This is a genomic window from Streptomyces sp. NBC_00442 (assembly GCF_036014195.1).
In the GTDB taxonomy this organism is placed as follows: Bacteria; Actinomycetota; Actinomycetes; order Streptomycetales; family Streptomycetaceae; genus Streptomyces.
This window is the reverse complement of record NZ_CP107918.1, coordinates 424,191-440,954: the sequence shown is the minus strand read 5'-3', so window position 1 is coordinate 440,954 and position 16,764 is coordinate 424,191. Positions and strand designations below refer to the sequence as shown.

The 16,764-nt window shown below is 71.2% G+C and carries 18 protein-coding genes; 12 read left to right on the top strand and 6 right to left on the bottom strand.

What is annotated here, in order from left to right; genetic code table 11:
- Nucleotides 1-74 precede the first annotated feature (74 nt).
- On the bottom strand, nt 75-707 hold the full coding sequence (locus OG432_RS02015; protein ID WP_328307068.1) for an SRPBCC family protein: 633 nt from the start codon (nt 705-707) through the stop codon (nt 75-77).
- 171 nt (nt 708-878) lie between these two features.
- Between OG432_RS02015 and OG432_RS02010 the strand changes: the two genes are divergently transcribed.
- The 11 genes from OG432_RS02010 (at nt 879) to OG432_RS01960 (ending at nt 13,107) form a co-directional block, all read left to right on the top strand.
- Nucleotides 879-2,024, top strand: coding sequence for a diaminopropionate ammonia-lyase (locus OG432_RS02010; RefSeq protein ID WP_328307066.1), 1,146 nt, complete (start codon nt 879-881; stop codon nt 2,022-2,024).
- A 281-nt stretch (nt 2,025-2,305) separates the two neighbouring features.
- The gene (locus OG432_RS02005; RefSeq protein WP_328307064.1) at nt 2,306-3,520 is read left to right on the top strand and encodes an ROK family transcriptional regulator; all 1,215 of its coding nucleotides are present in this window, start codon (nt 2,306-2,308) and stop codon (nt 3,518-3,520) included.
- A 569-nt stretch (nt 3,521-4,089) separates the two neighbouring features.
- Nucleotides 4,090-5,163 (top strand): ABC transporter substrate-binding protein, encoded by a 1,074-nt coding sequence (locus tag OG432_RS02000; protein WP_328307062.1) that lies wholly within the window; start codon nt 4,090-4,092, stop codon nt 5,161-5,163.
- Nucleotides 5,164-5,168: 5 nt separating this feature from the next.
- Nucleotides 5,169-6,020, top strand: a complete 852-nt coding sequence (locus OG432_RS01995) for an ABC transporter permease (RefSeq protein WP_443058320.1) — start codon at nt 5,169-5,171, stop codon at nt 6,018-6,020.
- Nucleotides 5,996-6,823, top strand: a complete 828-nt coding sequence (locus OG432_RS01990) for an ABC transporter ATP-binding protein (RefSeq protein WP_328307058.1) — start codon at nt 5,996-5,998, stop codon at nt 6,821-6,823. Before OG432_RS01995 ends, OG432_RS01990 begins: the two co-directional genes overlap by 25 nt.
- Entirely contained in the window at nt 6,820-8,163 is a 1,344-nt protein-coding gene (locus tag OG432_RS01985; protein ID WP_328307056.1) for an LLM class flavin-dependent oxidoreductase, read from the top strand. The genes OG432_RS01990 and OG432_RS01985 overlap by 4 nt, the downstream gene beginning before the upstream one ends.
- Before the next feature lie 22 nt (nt 8,164-8,185).
- Nucleotides 8,186-9,106 (top strand): TauD/TfdA dioxygenase family protein, encoded by a 921-nt coding sequence (locus OG432_RS01980; RefSeq protein ID WP_328307054.1) that lies wholly within the window; start codon nt 8,186-8,188, stop codon nt 9,104-9,106.
- 220 nt (nt 9,107-9,326) lie between these two features.
- Nucleotides 9,327-9,881 (top strand): FABP family protein, encoded by a 555-nt coding sequence (locus tag OG432_RS01975; RefSeq protein WP_328307052.1) that lies wholly within the window; start codon nt 9,327-9,329, stop codon nt 9,879-9,881.
- A gap of 211 nt (nt 9,882-10,092) precedes the next feature.
- Nucleotides 10,093-10,800 (top strand): DNA primase, encoded by a 708-nt coding sequence (locus tag OG432_RS01970; RefSeq protein WP_328307049.1) that lies wholly within the window; start codon nt 10,093-10,095, stop codon nt 10,798-10,800.
- Entirely contained in the window at nt 10,793-12,040 is a 1,248-nt protein-coding gene (locus OG432_RS01965; protein WP_328307047.1) for an SRPBCC family protein, read from the top strand. The genes OG432_RS01970 and OG432_RS01965 overlap by 8 nt, the downstream gene beginning before the upstream one ends.
- A gap of 95 nt (nt 12,041-12,135) precedes the next feature.
- Nucleotides 12,136-13,107: a cation diffusion facilitator family transporter gene (locus OG432_RS01960; protein ID WP_443058319.1), complete on the top strand. Its 972-nt coding sequence runs from the start codon at nt 12,136-12,138 to the stop codon at nt 13,105-13,107.
- Between the two features lie 47 nt (nt 13,108-13,154).
- On the opposite strand, the gene OG432_RS01955 is transcribed toward OG432_RS01960, so the two are convergent.
- The gene (locus OG432_RS01955; protein ID WP_328307043.1) at nt 13,155-13,502 is read right to left on the bottom strand and encodes a PRC-barrel domain-containing protein; all 348 of its coding nucleotides are present in this window, start codon (nt 13,500-13,502) and stop codon (nt 13,155-13,157) included.
- Between the two features lie 243 nt (nt 13,503-13,745).
- On the opposite strand from OG432_RS01955, the gene OG432_RS01950 reads away from it, so the two are divergent.
- Nucleotides 13,746-14,246 carry a flavin reductase family protein gene (locus OG432_RS01950; RefSeq protein ID WP_328314969.1) on the top strand — a complete coding sequence of 167 codons (501 nt, stop codon included), beginning with the start codon at nt 13,746-13,748 and terminating at the stop codon, nt 14,244-14,246.
- A gap of 135 nt (nt 14,247-14,381) precedes the next feature.
- On the opposite strand, the gene OG432_RS01945 is transcribed toward OG432_RS01950, so the two are convergent.
- The 4 genes from OG432_RS01945 to OG432_RS01930 are packed head-to-tail and all read right to left on the bottom strand — an operon-like array spanning nt 14,382 to nt 16,626.
- Complete coding sequence (locus tag OG432_RS01945; RefSeq protein ID WP_328307042.1) at nt 14,382-14,969, bottom strand: hydrolase; 588 nt, start codon at nt 14,967-14,969, stop codon at nt 14,382-14,384.
- Between the two features lie 57 nt (nt 14,970-15,026).
- Nucleotides 15,027-15,476, bottom strand: a complete 450-nt coding sequence (locus OG432_RS01940) for a MarR family winged helix-turn-helix transcriptional regulator (protein ID WP_328307040.1) — start codon at nt 15,474-15,476, stop codon at nt 15,027-15,029.
- Nucleotides 15,477-15,532: 56 nt separating this feature from the next.
- Nucleotides 15,533-16,081, bottom strand: coding sequence for a hypothetical protein (locus OG432_RS01935; protein ID WP_328307038.1), 549 nt, complete (start codon nt 16,079-16,081; stop codon nt 15,533-15,535).
- Between the two features lie 35 nt (nt 16,082-16,116).
- Nucleotides 16,117-16,626, bottom strand: coding sequence for a RipA family octameric membrane protein (locus OG432_RS01930; protein WP_328307036.1), 510 nt, complete (start codon nt 16,624-16,626; stop codon nt 16,117-16,119).
- Nucleotides 16,627-16,764: the final 138 nt, after the last annotated feature.

Here is a 16,764-nt window from a genome sequence, read left to right as displayed (position 1 = left end):
TTCCGCGCACGGAAAACGGCGGGGCGGGGGTGTGCGCACTGGAGGAATCACCAGGTGGTCCGCGGACCCGGGCGTCAGCTCCGGTGATCGGCGGTTCGGGCCTCGGCGGCGTTCTTCAGGTCCCGCAGCCACGCGTCGAGCCCGGTGCGGAGGATCTCGGTCGCGGCGGGAACGTCGGCATCGACCTGCGGGCCGGTGTGGGTCTCCTCGGTGCGTACGAGAACGCCGCCCCTGACCTTGGTGAAGTTCCATACGTGCACGCCGTCGATGTGCAGCCCCTCGCCGGTCGCGGGCCCCGTCCAGCGGATGCAGGAGCCGTGCCGGACCTGCTGGACGGTGGAGGTGATGTCCAGGCTGGTGGCGGGGGTCGCGGGGTTGGGAGGCACGGGGGTCGTCCAGTGGAACGCCGATCCCGTGCGGAAGGGACCGTGGTCGAGGCGTTCCGCGCTGGTGACGGCGCCCTGCCAGGAGGGCCACCGCGCCACGTCGGTCTGCACCTTCCAGACGGTGTTCAACGAGGCGTGGACGACGGCTTCGGTGCGGTAGCGGACGCGGGCGTCGGGGTCGACGCCCTGCCCGCGGCAGGTGAGGGACGTGACGGTACGCGGGGCGGCGCCGGCGGGCGCCGCGGCGGAGCCGAGCACGGCGAGAACGAGCGGGACGGCGAACAGGGCGGCGCGGAGGCCGGTGCGACGAGTGCCGAACATGACGAATCCCCTGACGTGGAAGACTGGACTTAGAGGGCTTGTCGTTCGTTATAAGTTCTAACATTGGAGTGGGTGGGTGGTCAACGCGGGTGCCCGGCACGCACGGTGAGACCTTATGGCGGCAGGAGCGTGTGCTGGACTGATCGCGGGCGCGCACCGCACCCTGGGCGGATGCCCGAACTCGTTTCAACTCCCCGCGCCCTGCCCCTCACGACCTGGTCCGCGCGGCCCGGCTCCCGAAACGCCTGGCGCTGCGAGCCCGCGCCCGTCGAGGTGCGCGACTTCCATGCCGCGCTGCCCGACTACGCGCCCACTCCGCTCACCGAACTACCCGCACTCGCACGGGAGTTGGAGGTCGGGCGCGTCTTCGTCAAGGACGAGTCGTCCCGGCTGGGCCTGCCCGCCTTCAAGGCGCTCGGCGCGTCCTGGGCGGTCCGTCGCATCCTCGCCGAGCGGCCGGCCGCGGCCGACGGCGCCGACCCGGAACCGGTCACTCTGGTCACCGCCACCGACGGCAACCACGGGCGCGCGGTGGCCCGCGTGGCGCGCCTGCTCGGACAGCGCGCCCATGTCTTCGTCCCCCGGGGTGTCCATCCCCGTGCGGTGTCGGCCATCACCGCGGAGCAGGCGAAGGTCACCCAGGTCGCCGGGCCCTACGACGAGGCGGTGCGGCTCGCGGCCGAGCGGGCGGGCCGGGCGGACGCGGTCCTGGTCCAGGACACGGGCTGGCCGGGCTACGAGCGGATCCCCGCATGGATCGTCGAGGGCTACTCCACCCTCTGCGCCGAGATCGACGAGCAGCTGACGGCCGCCGGCGTCGCCGCGGGCCCCGGCCTCGTCGCCGTACCCGTGGGTGTGGGGTCCCTGGCCCAGGCGGTCGTGACGCACTACCGAAGCCGTCCGTCCGGGCAGGCGCCGGCCCTGCTCTCGGTGGAGCCGATGGCCGCCGCCTGCGTCCTGGAGAGCCTCACGCGGGACGCGCCCGTCAGCATCACCACCGGCGACACCGCCATGGCCGGGCTCAATTGCGGTACCCCGTCCAGCATCGCGTGGCCGCACCTGCGCAACGGACTCGACGCGGCTGTCGCCGTGTCCGACCCCGAGGCCGCTCGGGCCGCCGCGACCCTCGCGGAACTCGGCGTCTCCTCGGGCCCCTGCGGCGCCGCGGGGCTCGCCGGACTGCGGGCCCTGCTCGACACACCGGAAAACGGCCGGTGGCGTACGGCGCTGGGGCTCGGCCCGTCGTCGGTGGTCGTGCTCCTCAGCACCGAGGGCGCGGCCGCCAACCCGCACTCCGCGCAGGAAGCGGCCGGCTGAGCGGACCCCCGCCCTGCCCGGCGGTGCGGCGCGCGCGGGACGTCCGTCCGGCGCGCCGGAACGTCCGTACCGTGGGCGGCCCCTGGGCAGCGGCGGCCCGGTTTGCTAGCTTCGGGCCATGGTCCCGCAGGCTGAGAACTTCGCGTCGCGTCGCTATGTCGACCTGCGGCGCCAGGGCACGGCCACCTGTCGCTCCTGCTGAGGCGGCCGGGAGCAGCACGTCCGGATCCGCCGCGTACGAGACGGCGCGATGTCGGACCAGCTCCCCGAGGAAGTACCCCATGTCCCGTTCGGCCCCCCTTTCCCTGCTCGACCCACCCGCTGAACCGGCGCCGCGCCGGGCGGCGGACGGTGCCAGGCGCCGGACCAGCGCCAGCGCGGTGCTGCGCTCCGTCCTTGAGCACGGCCCCGTCGCCCGCAGCACCATCGCCCGCCTGACCGGGCTCTCCCCGGCATCGGTGACCGACCACTGTGCGCGCCTGGACTCGCTCGGCCTGATCCGGGAGGCCGCCGCGCCCCGGCGGTCGAAAGGCGCCGGACGCCCCCATGTGCCGGTCGATCTGGATGCCGACCGGTTCGTGGTCGGCGGGGTGCACGTGGCGGTGCCGTACACCAGCGTCGCCCTGCTCGACCTGCGCGGCCGGGTGCTCGCGGAGCGGCGCCTGGGTCACGGTGACGGCACCGAGCCGGACCGTGTCCTCGCCCAGGCCGCCGAAGGTCTCGGCGCACTGCTCGCGGAGGCGGAGGGGCGCATCCCGCTGGGCGTCGGGGTGGCGGCCGGCGGCTGGGTGGACCGGGACTCCGGCACCGTCGTCGAGCACGCCCTGCTCGGCTGGCGGGACGTCGCCGTACGCGACGCGATCGGCGAACGCACCGGGCTTCCGGTCCAAGTCGACGGCCACGCAAGGGCGTTGGTCAACGCGGAGCGGCTGTTCGGGCGGGCCCGGGGGAGCCGGAGCATGCTGCACCTGTTCGCCGGCAACGTCGTGGACGCCGCCTTCGCCACCCACGACGAGGTGCACCACGGCCCCCGCTCGCAGGCCGGTGCCATCGCCCATCTGCCGCTCGCCGGCGGCACGGAACGGTGCGAGTGCGGCCAAACGGGCTGCCTCCAGGCCGAGTTGAGCGAGCGCACCCTGTGCCGACGGGCGCGCGAGCGCCACGTCATCGGCACGGCGAACCCGATGCACGTGGTGCGGGCGGCGGGCGGCGGCGACCCGGTCGCCGTGCGGCTCCTCGTGGAGCGGGCCAGGATGGTCGGGCGCGCGGCCCGGCTGCTCCTGGACGTCCTCAACCCGGAAACGGTCGTCGTCACCGAGGTCGGCGTGATGCACCGGCAGGACTGCCTCACCGCACTGCGCGAAGCGGTGGGGCGCCGGGACGCCCTGGTCGTGCCGAGCAGTTTCCCGGACTCGGTGCTCGCGGTGGCGGGCGGTTCGGTGGTGCTCGACGTGCTGTACCGGGACCCATTGAGCGTGTCCGCGGCACCGAATTAATTCAGAAACTCCGAATGTTGACAGGGATTGCGGGCGGACGCGAGGATTCTCGGCATGAGCAGCGCGCAGGAATTCTCCCCGGTGACTATCCGGTCGCGGCAGGTCCGCGACCGGAGCGCCGGTGTCGCGCCGACGCCGTCGCGACCGGTACTCCTGACCAGGTGCCGTGTCATCGACCTCATGCGGATCGGCCGCACCCTGTGTTGCTGACGTGCGGCCGCGGCCGCTGTCGCTGATGTGCCGGTGAAGTGGCGCGCCGCAGAGGGCGATCGAGTGCGCCGACGGCATTCACGCACCTTCACGCGCCTCTTCATGGAGGCGCTCGCGCGCCCGTTCACGCTGCGCACCCGGCGGTGTCCGACCAGCGGAGGCCCCGGCTTTCTGCCGTGGTGATCCGTTGACGGCGCGTACGCGCTGACGGCGCGTACCCGCATGCCCTTCCGCGCCACGTCCGGATTCCGCACGCACATTTTCCTCGTTCGGCGCCTTTTCCCGGCCGCCCCGCCCGCACGTAATTCCGCACGTAATTCCGCGCGCCCTTGTTCCTCCTGCCCTCACGGAGTTCCTCCATGCCACCAGTGTCCCCAGCCGTGCCCGGTGTCGACCGGCGGCTGTTCCTGTCCTCACTGCTCGGCGTCGCCGCCGCTGCCGGTCTCAGCGGATGCGCGGGTGCCCAGGCCGCCGGCACCGCGACCAAGGGGGCCCTGTCCGCCCCGCTGTCCACCACCGTCCCTGCCGGCACCAGCCTGAAGATCGCCTCGTACCAAGGGGTCCAGCAACTCCAGTTCAAACTGGCCGGGTTGGACGGCCTGCCGTTCACCGTGTCGGACTGGGTGAACACCGGCGCCGGCCCCGATGTCATCAACGCCTTCCGCGCCAAGTCCCTCGATGTGGCCAACAACGCGGGGATCCCGCCGATCCAGGCGCACTTCCAGGGGTTCGACGCGAAGATCGTCGGGATCGACATCACCCGCAAGCCCACCTACGTCTTCGCCACCAAGCCCGGCAGCGACATCAAGGACGTGCAGGGTTTCCGGGGCAGGAAGCTGGCCTTCTCGCAGGGGCAGGCGCAGGGCGTCGTCCTGCTCCGGGCCCTGAAGCAGGCCGGGTTGACGCACGACGACGTGAAGCTCGTGCCGCTGACCAGCAACCAGTTCTTCACCGCGCTCCAGGCCGGCCAGGTCGACATCGCCCCGCTCGCCAACAGTCAGGCGCCCGCCTACCTCAAGCAGTACGGACCCAAGGGCGCGCACACCATCGCGACCGGCGTGGTCGACCTCCTCAACCTGCTGTGGGCGCCGACCTCCGTGCTCGCCGACCCCGCGAAGGCCGCCGCGGTCGCCGCGTACGTCCCGCGCTGGGCCAAGGGTCAGGTGTGGGCGTACGAGCACCCGGACGTCTGGAACGAGGAGTTCTACGTCAAGACCCAGAACCTCACGCCCGCCCAGGCGCGGTCGATCACCGCCCTCGCCAACAAGCCTCTCTTCCCGACCGGTTGGGACGAGGCGATCAAGTGGGAGCAAGAGACCGCGGACCTGCTCGCCGAGGGCGGCTTCGTGAAGAAGTTCCAGGTCGACTCGCTCTTCGACCGCCGATTCGAGGGCCTTGCGGCCAAGGCCGTCGCGGCCGCGTACCAGAGGTGACCGCCATGACCACCACAGCGCCCACACCCCTGGTGTCCCCGACTGTCGAAACCACGGCCCCCGCCGTCCGCAGGCCAAGGCGCCGCGCGCTCGCACCCGGCAGGAAACTGCCCGCCGCGCGGCTCGTCGGCCCCGGCCTCGTCCTCGTCCTGTGGGCCGCCGCGTCCGCCGCCGGACGGCTGGACCCCGCCGCGATCCCCGCGCCCTGGACGGTGCTGCGCACCACAGGCGGGCTGTGGAGCGACGGCACCCTTTCCACGGACGTGCTCACCTCGCTGGAACGAGCCGCGTACGGCTTCGCCCTCGGGCTCACCGCCGGAGTGGTCCTCGCCCTCGTGGCCGGGCTCAGCCGCGTCGGCGACGCGCTGATCGACGGAACGGTGCAGCTCAACCGGGCGATACCCACCCTCGGCCTGATCCCGCTGTTCATCCTGTGGCTCGGCATCGGCGAGACCTTCAAGATCGCGATCATCGCCATCGTCGTCTATATCCCGGTCTACCTCAACCTGCACGCCGCACTGTCCGGCATCGACCACCGCTACGTCGAACTCGCCGAAGTCCAGGGCCTGTCCAGGGTCCGCTTCATCCGGCAGATCGTGATCCCCGGCGCCCTGCCCGGATTCTTCGTCGGGCTCCGGCTCGGCGTGACCGGCTCCTGGCTCTCGCTGGTCGTCCTGGAGCAGATCAACGCCACCAGCGGCCTCGGCTACCTGATGTTCCAGGCCCAGAACTACGGCCGCACCGACATCATCCTCGTCGGCCTGCTGATCTACGGCGTCTTCGGCCTCGTCTCCGACAGCGCGGTCCGCCTCGTCGAACGGAGGGTGCTGTCATGGCGACGCACACTGAGCAACTGACCACCGTCCAGGCCCCCGCGGTCCGGCTCGCCGGACTCACCCGGTCCTTCGACGGCCGTACCGTCCTCGACGGCATCGACCTCGACATCCCGGCCGGCCAGTTCACGGCCCTGCTCGGTCACAGCGGCTCCGGCAAGAGCACCCTGCTGCGTGCCATCGCCGGACTCGACCACGAGGTCACCGGAAGCGGTGAACTCGCCGCCCCGGAGCGGGTGTCGGTGGTCTTCCAGGACTCCCGGCTGCTGCCCTGGCGCCGCGTCCTCGACAACGTCCTGCTGGGCACGGACGGCAAGGAGGCCGCCGAACAGGGCCGCGCCGCCCTCGCCGAGGTGGGGCTCGCGGGGCGCGAACGGGCCTGGCCCAACGAGCTGTCCGGCGGCGAGGCACAACGCGCGGCCCTCGCCCGCTCCCTGGTACGCCGGCCCGAACTGCTCCTCGCGGACGAGCCGTTCGGCGCCCTGGACGCCCTCACCCGTATCCGCATGCACGTGCTCCTGCGCGAGCTGTGGCAACGCCACCGCCCCTCCGTCCTGCTCGTCACCCACGACGTGGACGAGGCCATCGTCCTCGCCGACCGGGTCCTGGTCCTCGACCGGGGCCGCATCGGCCTCGACCTCACCATCGACCGCCCGCACCCCCGCTCGTACCGCGATCCGCTCCTCGGCGAGTACCGCGAACGCCTGCTCAGCGCGCTCGGTGTGACCGCCCACGAGGAGCGGCACCAAGAGGGCACCCAGCACGAGCGCACCGGTCAGGAGCGCACCCGCCAAGAGCACACCCACCACCAGGAGGACCCCCAGTGACCCGGCGCCAACTCCACCTCAACGCCTTCCTCATGAGCACCGGGCACCACGAGGCGTCCTGGCGGCTGCCCGAGAGCGACCCGTACGCGAGCGTCGACCTGAACCATTTCCGCGAGCTCGCCCGCACCGCCGAGCGCGGCACCTTCGACTCGCTGTTCCTCGCCGACGGGCCGGTCCTGTTCAGCCATGTCGGCCAGCGCCCCGCCGGCGTCCTGGAACCGCTGACCCTGCTCACCGCGCTGGCCGTGGCGACCGAGCACATCGGCCTGATCGCCACCGCTTCCACCTCGTACAACTCGCCCTACAACCTGGCCCGCCGGTTCGCCTCGCTCGACCACATCAGCGGCGGGCGGGCCGGCTGGAACATCGTCACCACCGCGGGCGCCGAGGCCGCCCGCAACTTCGGGCTCGACGACGAACCCGCCCACGCCACCCGGTACGAGCGCGCCGCCGAGTTCCTCGACGTGGCGCTCAAGCTCTGGGACAGCTGGGAGGACGACGTCGTCGTCGCCGACAAGGCGTCCGGAGTCTGGGGCGACCACGACAAGATCCATCCGCCGCACCACCAGGGAACGTACTTCAGCGTCGAGGGCGCCCTCAACGTGCCCCGCAGCCCGCAGGGTTACCCGCTGCTCGTGCAGGCGGGCTCCTCGCAGGACGGCAAGCAGTTCGCCGCCCGGTACGCGGAGGCCGTGTTCACCGCCCAGCAGACACTGGGGGACGCGCAGGCGTTCTACGCCGACCTCAAGTCCCGGGCCCGCGCGGCGGGCCGCGACCCCGAGCACCTCAAGATCCTGCCCGGCATCGTGCCGGTCATCGGTTCCACCGAGGCCGAGGCGCGCGCGAACGAGCAGATCCTGGAGGACCACATCGTCCACGAGCACGGCCTCCACCGCCTCGAACGGCTGCTGCACCTGGAGCCGGGAGACCTGGATCTTGACGCCCAGCTGCCCGCCGATCTGCCGCCGGAGAGCGCCATCGAGGGCGCGAAGAGCCGCTACACCCTGATCGTGGAACTCGCCCGGCGCGAGCGGCTCACCGTCCGCGAGCTCATCGGCCGCCTCGGCGGCGGGCGCGGCCATCTGACCTTCGCCGGCACGCCCGAGCAGGTGGCCGACGCGATCGAGAGCTGGTTCAGTCTGGGCGCCGCCGACGGCTTCAACATCATGCCCGCCGTGCTGCCGTCCGGCCTCGACCTCTTCGTCGACCACGTCGTGCCGATCCTGCGCGCCCGCGGCCTGTTCCGCACCGAGTACGGCCCCCGGGGCACCCTGCGCGACCGCTACGGCCTGCCCCGCCCCGCCAACCAGCACACCGTCCCGGCCCTCAGCCGGGTCTGACACGACCGAAAGGACCCCGCACATGTCCGGCATCGAGATCCGCAAGGTCACCGCGCACATCGGCGCCCAGGTGTCCGGCGTCGACATCGCCAAGCCGCTCGACGAGGAGAGCGTGGCCGCCCTGCGCGCCGCCCTCAACGAGCACAAGGCCCTGGTCTTCGACGACGTCGACCTCGACGACGAGGGCCAGCAGGCCTTCGCCCGCCACTTCGGCGACCTCACCACCGCCCACCCCACCGTCGCCGCCGTCACCGACGCGCCCAACGTGCTTCCGGTGGACAGCGAGCGCGGCCGCGCCAATCACTGGCACACCGACGTCACCTTCGTCCTCAATCCGCCGCAGGCCAGCACGCTGCGCAGCATCACGATCCCGCCCTACGGAGGCGAGACCCTGATCGCCAACGCGGCGGCGGCGTACCGAAGTCTGCCCCAGCCGCTGCGCGGGCTCGCCGACACCCTGTGGGCCGAGCACACCAACGACTACGACTATGTGGTCCCGGAGGAGGACGTCGACGAGCAGAAGGCCGAACAGCGCGCCCAGTTCACCTCCATCACGTTCCGCACCGCCCACCCGGTGGTCCGCGTCCACCCCCTGACCGGCGAACGCGGCCTGTTCATCGGCGGGTTCGCGCAACGGATCGTGGGTCTCTCGGTCGCCGAGTCCCGCAAGATCCTCGATCTGCTCCAGGCGTACGTCGTGCGCCCGGAGAACATCCTGCGCTGGCGCTGGTCGCCCAACCAGCTCGTTCTGTTCGACAACCGCATCACCCAGCACTACGCCATCGACAACTACGACGGGCTGCCGCGCCGCCTGAACCGCGTCACGGTCGCCGGAGACGTGCCGGTCGGCATCGAGGGCAAGGAGAGCTACTCGATCGCGGGCGACGCCTCGCACTACACGTCCGTCGCGTCGGTGCGGGGGGCCGTGGGCGACAGGGGATAGGGGGCGGGAGGACAGAGGGACAGAGGGACAGGGGGAGCAGGAGGAGAGGGGGAGCAGGAGGACGGAGGGATACGGGGATTCGGGGGAACCCGCAGGGGGGCGTCGCCAGGCCGGCGCCCCCCTGCGGTGTGCCCGTACGGCCAGGCCGCGCGCGCGGGGCGCGGAGGAACGACGCCCTAGGCTGCCCCTGGCATCAGCCCCGACCCCAGGAGCGCACATCGTGTTCGACCCCGCACCGCAGTACCCCTACCCCGACGGTCTCCGGCCGGACGAGGCACCGGCCCCGCACGCGCTGCTCGCGCCCGTGCTCGGCTTTCTCGGCACCTGGTACGGCCGGGGCGAGGGCGAATATCCGACCCTCGACGCGGACTTCGCCTATGCACAGGAAGTCACCTTCAGCCATGACGGCCGGCCCTTCCTGCGCTACGAGGCCCGTGCCTGGCTGCTCGACGGCGACGGTGCGGCGCTGCGTCCCTCGGCGCGCGAGAGCGGATGGTGGCGGCTCCAGTCCGACGGACGGATCGAGGCACTGATCACCCAGCCCACCGGCATCGCGGAGATCGCCGTCGGCGCCGCGAGCGGAAAGACGGTCGACCTGGCCACCCACGAGGTGGCCGTCACTCCCACGGCGAAGAAGGTCGACGCCACCCGTCGCCGCTACGAGTTGACCGCCGACGACGAGCTGACCTTCGTGCACGACCTCGCAGCAGTCGGACAACCGCTGCAACACCACCTCTCCGCCCAGCTGCGCCGCCGCGATCAGCGCGGCCGCTGACAGGGATCCGATGCCCCGCGGCGGCGGGTGATGTCGTCGTTCGACATCACCCGGCGGCCGCGTCGACGCGTTCCGTCACGATGACCGGAAGGCCTTGTTCCTCCTTGCTCGTGGGTCACGGGGTTTGGCTCTGGCCTTGTTGGCTACCCGGTGTGATGAGTCCTTTCTGGACCACCCCTCGCGAGACTGATGAGAAGAGGACAGGCCTGACATGAACAATCGCATGGGATTGGGGCTCGCGGTGGGCGCGGGCTATCTGCTCGGACGTACGAAGAAGGCGAAGCTGGCCTTCGGCATCGGCACCCTGGTGATGGGCAAGCGCCTGAACCTGAGCCCACGGGCGATCGCGGACTTCGCGGCGGCGCAGCTGTCACAGAACCCGCAGTTCAAGGAGATCGGTGACCAGCTGAGGGACGATCTGCGCGGCGTCGGCAAGGCCGCGACCGGCGCGATCCTCAACCGGCAGATCGAAGGGCTGGCCGACCGGCTGCACGACCGCACGCTCGGTGTGCAGGACCGCATGTCCGGCGTGATCTCCGGCGTGGCCGGTTCGAAGGACGAAGAGGACGAAGAGGGCGAAGAGGACGGCGGACTGGACGAGCAGTCCGACGGTGAGGACGACGCTCCCGCCAAGTCGTCTTCGCGTTCCTCCTCCCGGTCGTCCTCCTCCCGGCCGTCTTCCGGCCGCTCGTCGTCCGGGGGATCGTCTTCGGGACGGTCGGCTTCCAGGTCGTCCAGTGGCGGCGACAGGACCGCGTCCAAGTCCCGCTCGGCGGGCGGCGCGGCCGCCAAGTCGGCCTCGTCCAAGTCGTCTTCGGCCAAGAAGACCGCGAAGACCGTGCAGCGCACGGCGAAGCGCGCACCGGCCAAGAAGACCACGAGCGGCCGCGCGGGCAAGGGCGGTGACGACCGTGGCTGAGTCCAAGAACCCCCTGGTCAACAATCCAGCGGCCGACCGCCTCAAGTCGGAGCTCCAGTCCTATCTGCTCGCTCAGGGCGAGCGGCTCCTCGTGGGCGTGGGACACAAGCTGGGCGAGAGCACGGGCAAGCTGAACGACATAGCCGAAGGCCGCAGTCCGGGCTTCGCCAAGCTGGCCCTCGAAGGCGGCCGCAAGGTCGCCGAGGGCAAGGGGCCCGTCCGCGCGGCGGTGGAGATGGGCGCCTCTCACCTCAAGGAGAGCGCCAAGGACATGTTCAAGGGGATCGGCGGGCGGAAGAAGGGCGGCGCGGGGCGCAAGCCGACCGTGATCATGGAGTCCGTGGACGTGGGTGTCCCGGTGCGTGACGCCTACGACCAGTGGACCCAGTTCCCGTCGTTCTCCACCTTCGCCAAGGGCGTCAAGAGCGCGACCCAGGCCGACGACACGACGTCGGACTGGAAGGTCAAGGTCTTCTGGTCCAGCCGCAGTTGGAAGGCGCACACCACCGAACAGATCCCGGACGCGCGCATCGCCTGGACCTCCGAAGGCGCCAAGGGCACCGTCAAGGGCGTCGTCACCTTCCACCCGCTGGGCAAGAACCTGACCCGGGTGCTCCTCGTCCTGGAGTACTACCCCAAGGGGCTCTTCGAGAAGACCGGCAACATCTGGCGCGCCCAGGGCCGTCGCGCCCGTCTCGACCTCAAGAACTTCGCCCGCCACATCGCCATGCTCGGCGAGGCCGACGGCGGCTGGCGCGGCGAGATCAGGGACGGCGAGGTCGTGGTCAGCCACGAGGACGCGGTCGCCGAGGAGGAAGAGGAGCGGGAGTCGCAGGAGTCCGAGGCCGAGGAGGGCCGGGACGAGGACGACCCCGAGCAGGGCGAAGAGGACGCGGACGAGCCCGTGAACGAAGCGGACGACGAGCTGGAGGAGGACGAGGAGGCCGAGCCCGAAGAGGAGGAGGCCGAGGGCGAGCCCGTCCAGGAGTACGACGAGGACGACCCCGACGGCGCCTACGAGGGCGAATACGAGGAAGAGGACCAGGAGCCCGCCGAGGACGAGGAGCCTGTCGAAGGCGAGGAGCTCGCCGAGGACGAGGAGCCCGTCGAGGGGGAGTACGAGGACGAGGACGCGGTCGAGGACGAGGCCGACGTGGACGAGGAGGAGGACCCCGAGGAGGCGTCGTCCGCCCGCAAGCGCCGCGCCTACGCGGGCGGCCGCGGCGGCACCCGCCGGTGAGCCGCGACGTGTGACCTCCCTGGGGGCGGATCGTGCCGCCCCCAGGGATTGTTGACTGACCAGGAGCCGGACACCGGGCCGCGGAGGCAGGGAAAGTGACCGTGAACAAGAAGGACCGCAAGACCCGGTTGACCGTCCTGGTGGCGCTGGGGGCCAATCTCCTCATCGCCGCCGCGAAGGCAGGTGCCGGGGTGCTGGCCGGTTCCCCCGCCCTGCTCTCGGAGGCGGCGCACTCGGTGGCCGACAGCATGAACGAGGTGTTCCTGCTCGCCGCGCTGCGGCGCAGTCGGCGCCCCGCCGATCAGCGGCACCCGTTCGGCTACGGCAAGGAGCGCTACTTCTGGTCGCTGCTCGCCGCCGTCGGCATCTTCGTCATGGGCGGCTGCTTCTCCTTCCTCCAGGGCATCGAGGCCCTGGGCTCGCACGAACAGGAGTCCACCGGCGGCTACATCGTGGGGCTGTCCGTCCTCGGCGTCGCGCTCGCCGCCGAGGGCGGCTCCCTGCTGCGCGCCCTGTATCAGGTGCGCGGTCAGGCCGGCGGCATCGGAAGCGACCCGGCCCTGCGGACCGTCATCGCCGAGGACGGCACCGCGGTGCTCGGCGTGCTGCTCGCCGGGGCCGGCATGGCCCTGCACATGGTCACCGGGCAGGTCGTCTGGGAGGCCTCCGCGTCGCTCGCCATCGGACTGCTCCTCGTCTATGTGGCGTACCGCCTGGGCAAGGAGGCCCGCGACCAGCTGATCGGCGAAGCCGTCGACCCCGAGCTGCGGCGGAGCATCCGGGCGCTGCTCGACGAACAGCCCGAGATCGACAATGTCGCCGACCTGCTCACGATGCGGCTCGGCCTCGACTCGACGCTGGTCGCCGCCCGGATCGATCTGCGGCCCGGACTCGACAGCGAGGAGGTCGAGCTGGTCTCCGAGCGCATCAAGGCGAGCGTGGCGAAGGAGTGGCCCGAGGCGGACCACGTGTTCCTCGACATCACGGACGCCCCGCCGGACGAGCCCCACCACACGGGCTCGACACCTATGGACTCGCTCCACACGGAACCGCATGTGCAGACATGACGATGCCCGGCCGCTCGGGACGGCCGGGCATCGCGTGTGGGGGGACGTCACATGTGCGGGCGCCCGTAGTATCCGCCGACCTGCTCGTGGTACGCGGCGTCCCCGAGGTGCTTCTCCTTGTCGAACTCGGGGGAATCCTTGATCTGTTCCTTGGTGCAGGCCACGTAGATCTTCTTCTCGGCCGCGTCGATGCGCGTGAGGACACCGGCCGGCAGCAGGACGTGCTTGCCGAAGATCCAGGGGCCTGTGTCGACGACGATGTACGAGGAGCTGACCTCCTCCGAGTACTTGTCGACCTTCCCGATGCTTCCGTCGGTCGCCTCGACCTTGAACCCGGTCAGGTCGGTACCGGGCTGGTAGGCGGCGGCCTCCGGATAGACCCAGATGTTCTCCATGGCGGAGATTCCCTTCGGATGGACGGTTGTGGCGGGATGCGGACGACGGACACGGTCGGTACTGATGGTGCGGTGCCCGTCGGACCGCCAAGGCCCCGGGTGCCCCCGGCCTCCGGCCCCACACTCCGAGGGGGCCGCTACGTCGTTTCTTTCAGCCGTTCGGGCTACCCGGTGCGTGCCGGGTAGCACCCCCGCGCAGTCCCGGACAGAGTGTGCGGACCACGAGGTGAGGGGTTGCAGCAGGTGAGTGCCATGGAGGAGTTCCTCGACCGCCTCGACTACCCGATGTACGTCGTGACGGCCGTGGCGGGTCAGGAGCGTGCCGGGTGTCTGGTGGGGTTCGCTTCGCAGTGCTCGATGGTGCCGGTGCGGTTCATGGTGTGGTTGTCCACCGCCAACAGGACGTACCGCGTGGCATGTTCGGCCGAAGTCCTCGCGGTGCACCAGCTGGGCCGGGCGCAGTACGACCTGGCGGAGCGCTTCGGCGGCCGGACGGGCGACGAGGTCGACAAGTTCGCCGGCGTCGCCTGGCACGAGGGCCCGGCCGGCACGGCTGTGCTGGACGGGGTTCCCGCCTGGTTCGTGGGCCGGGTGGAAGGCCGTACGGAAGGCGGCGACCATGTCGGCTTCCTGCTCAGCCCCTTGGATGCGGAGACCCCCGTACCGCCGTCGGGCAAAGGCGCGTTGTTCCGGCTGAGCGACAGCGAGGGCATCGACGCCGGGCACCCGGTGCAGGAGGCCTGAACCTCGTACGCGGGGCCGTCTCGCTCGTACCGCGACCCCCGGGCGGTGTCGCTCGGGGGCCGGTGGTGAGGGCCCGCCCCTCAACTCACGCATGAGTCAGGTGAGTTGTCCCTCTCGTACGAGGGTGCCGGCTGATCAGGCCGAGTGGGTCTTCGCCAGCAGCTCGCCGATCTCCGCCGCCGTGCCGGTCTCGCCGAGGCGGGGAAAGATCCGCTCGACGCTGTTGCGGTGGGCGTCCGCGTCGAGGTCGGTCATGGCGTCGGTGGCCAGGGTCACGTGGTAACCGTGCTCGTGGGCGGCGCGGGCGGTCGACTCCACACCGATGCTGGTGGCGACGCCGGTGAGCACGATCTGTGTGATGCCGCGGCGGCGGAGCTGGAGGTCGAGGTCGGTGCCGTAGAAGGCGCCCCAGTTGCGCTTGGTGACGGTGATGTCCTCGGGGTGCCCGGCCAGTTCGTCGACGATGACGTCCCAGCCCTCGGGCGGCGTGCCCCGCCCGCGGCTCGTCTCCGTACGGCCAGGGGCCGCGTCGGAGCCGTCGGCGGCGAACGAGACGCGGACCAGGACGACGGGAAGCCCGTGCGAGCGGAAGGAATCGGCGAGTTCGGCCGAGCGGGCCACGACGTCGGTGGTGGTGTACGGCTGGCCGGGTGAGGCGACGATCCCGTGCTGAAGGTCGATGACGACGAGGGCGGTACGCGGATCGAGGGTGGTGAGAGCCATGGTGGTGCCTTTCTTGCCTACGTGCCTACTGGTCCTGAGTGCCGGCCGGGGTGCGGATCACGGTTGCACGAGCCTCTCCAGCAGGGCCATCGCCTCGGCGATGGTGCCGCGCTCCTCCTCCGTGTAGCGCTCCTGGAACGCCTGCGTGAGCCACTCGGCCCGCGCCTGACGATTGCCTTCGGCGCGCTCGCGACCCGCTTCGGTCAGGGTGACCAGCTGGCGGCGGCCGTCCTCGGGGTCCGGGCTGCGCTGGATCAGTCCCTGTTGGTCGAGCGCGGCGAGGGTCGCGGCCATCGACTGGGGGCGTACCCCTTCGGTGGCCGCGAGGGCGCTGGCGGATGCCGCCCCGCCCTTGTCGACGAGGGTCAGCGCGGAGACCTGCGAGGGAGTGAGGTCCTGGATGTCCGCGACCTCCCGGAGCCGTCGCCGCAGCCGGCTGAACACCACCCGGAGGTCGCGTGCGGCGCGGACGGCGGACGCGGAGATGCCTTCGGGGGTGTCGGTCACACCGCCACCGTAAAGTCTTCAGTTGAAACTGTCCAGTTTGGACTGAACGAATCGGCTCACGCCGAGGTGTCGGCGTCGGCGTCGATACCGGAGTGGGAGTCGGTACCGGATCCGGCGGATCCGCCGGATCTGAGGGACCCGGGCGGCCACACCACGTCGACCGGCACCCCGGCCGCCCGCGCCTCGGCCACCGTGTCGGCGGTTCCGCCGCCGCGCCCCGACGGCGCACCGCCGTCCCAGACGGCCACCAGGCGGTCCGCTCCCACGAGCAGCCGCCGGTTCGCCGCCTCGTAGGCATCGCGTCCCGCGTGGTCGTACGGCATCACGGCCACCCCGTCGGCCGCGGCGCACAGCGCGTCGAACCGTGCCAGATCGGCCCCTTCCAGCTCCGCCTCGCGGTGGTCGCCGGACGGAACGATCGCGTGCAGCCTGCCGCCGAGGGCCAGAACCTCCTCGGCGAAGAGGGTGTCGGCCCCGGGAGCCAGGCAGGAACGGCCCACCAGGCCGGGGGTGTACTCCTCCAGGAGCTTGCGCAGCGCGGCACGCACCGGGCCGGCACTGTCCGTCGTCAGGTCCATGTGGCCGGTAACGGCGATCGTGGTCACGCGACACCTTCCTTTCGGGTGCGCCCGGTGGATCGTCACACCGCGAGGACGACGCACCCCAGTGTGTAGGCGGTCGCGAAGATGGCGGGGATCCAGCGCTCGACGTGGGTGAGCGGCAGATAGACGTTCCAGTTGCGGCCCTCCTGGAGGGCCTGCCACTCGGCGGCTTTGAAGGCGCGGGCCGGAAGCCGCTCCTCAAGCGCCGCGATCACCTGGAACTTGCCGTTGTTGAGCTGCTGGTAGGAGCGCAGGGTGAACCACCACGCCGCGCACAGGGCGAGCAGTACGAGCAGCCCGCCGGCCAGCACCACGGCGGGGCGGGCGTGGTGCGGCTGGGACAGCCAGACACCCAGGAAGGCGAGCAGAGCGCTGTGAAGCGTCACGAAGAAGGTGTTGGCCAAGTTGCGCCGGGCGCTGACCCGGTCGGCCAACTCGACGCACAGCTTGTACTGCTCGAAGACGGCCGCGTTGTAGGCCGCCCTCTCCGTGCCGTAGTCGGACGCCGTGACGCCCGCGTTCCACAGTGTTTCGCTGATCTCGGCCATGACGGCATCATGCCCCAACGACCCTTGTACGGCCCATGACTTGACCAACAGTGAGCGGGTTCCGGTGCCCGAACGCAGAGTGCCGCCGACCGGCTGCGGGGCAGCTGATCGGCGGCACTCCTGTACAGGTGCGGTGCG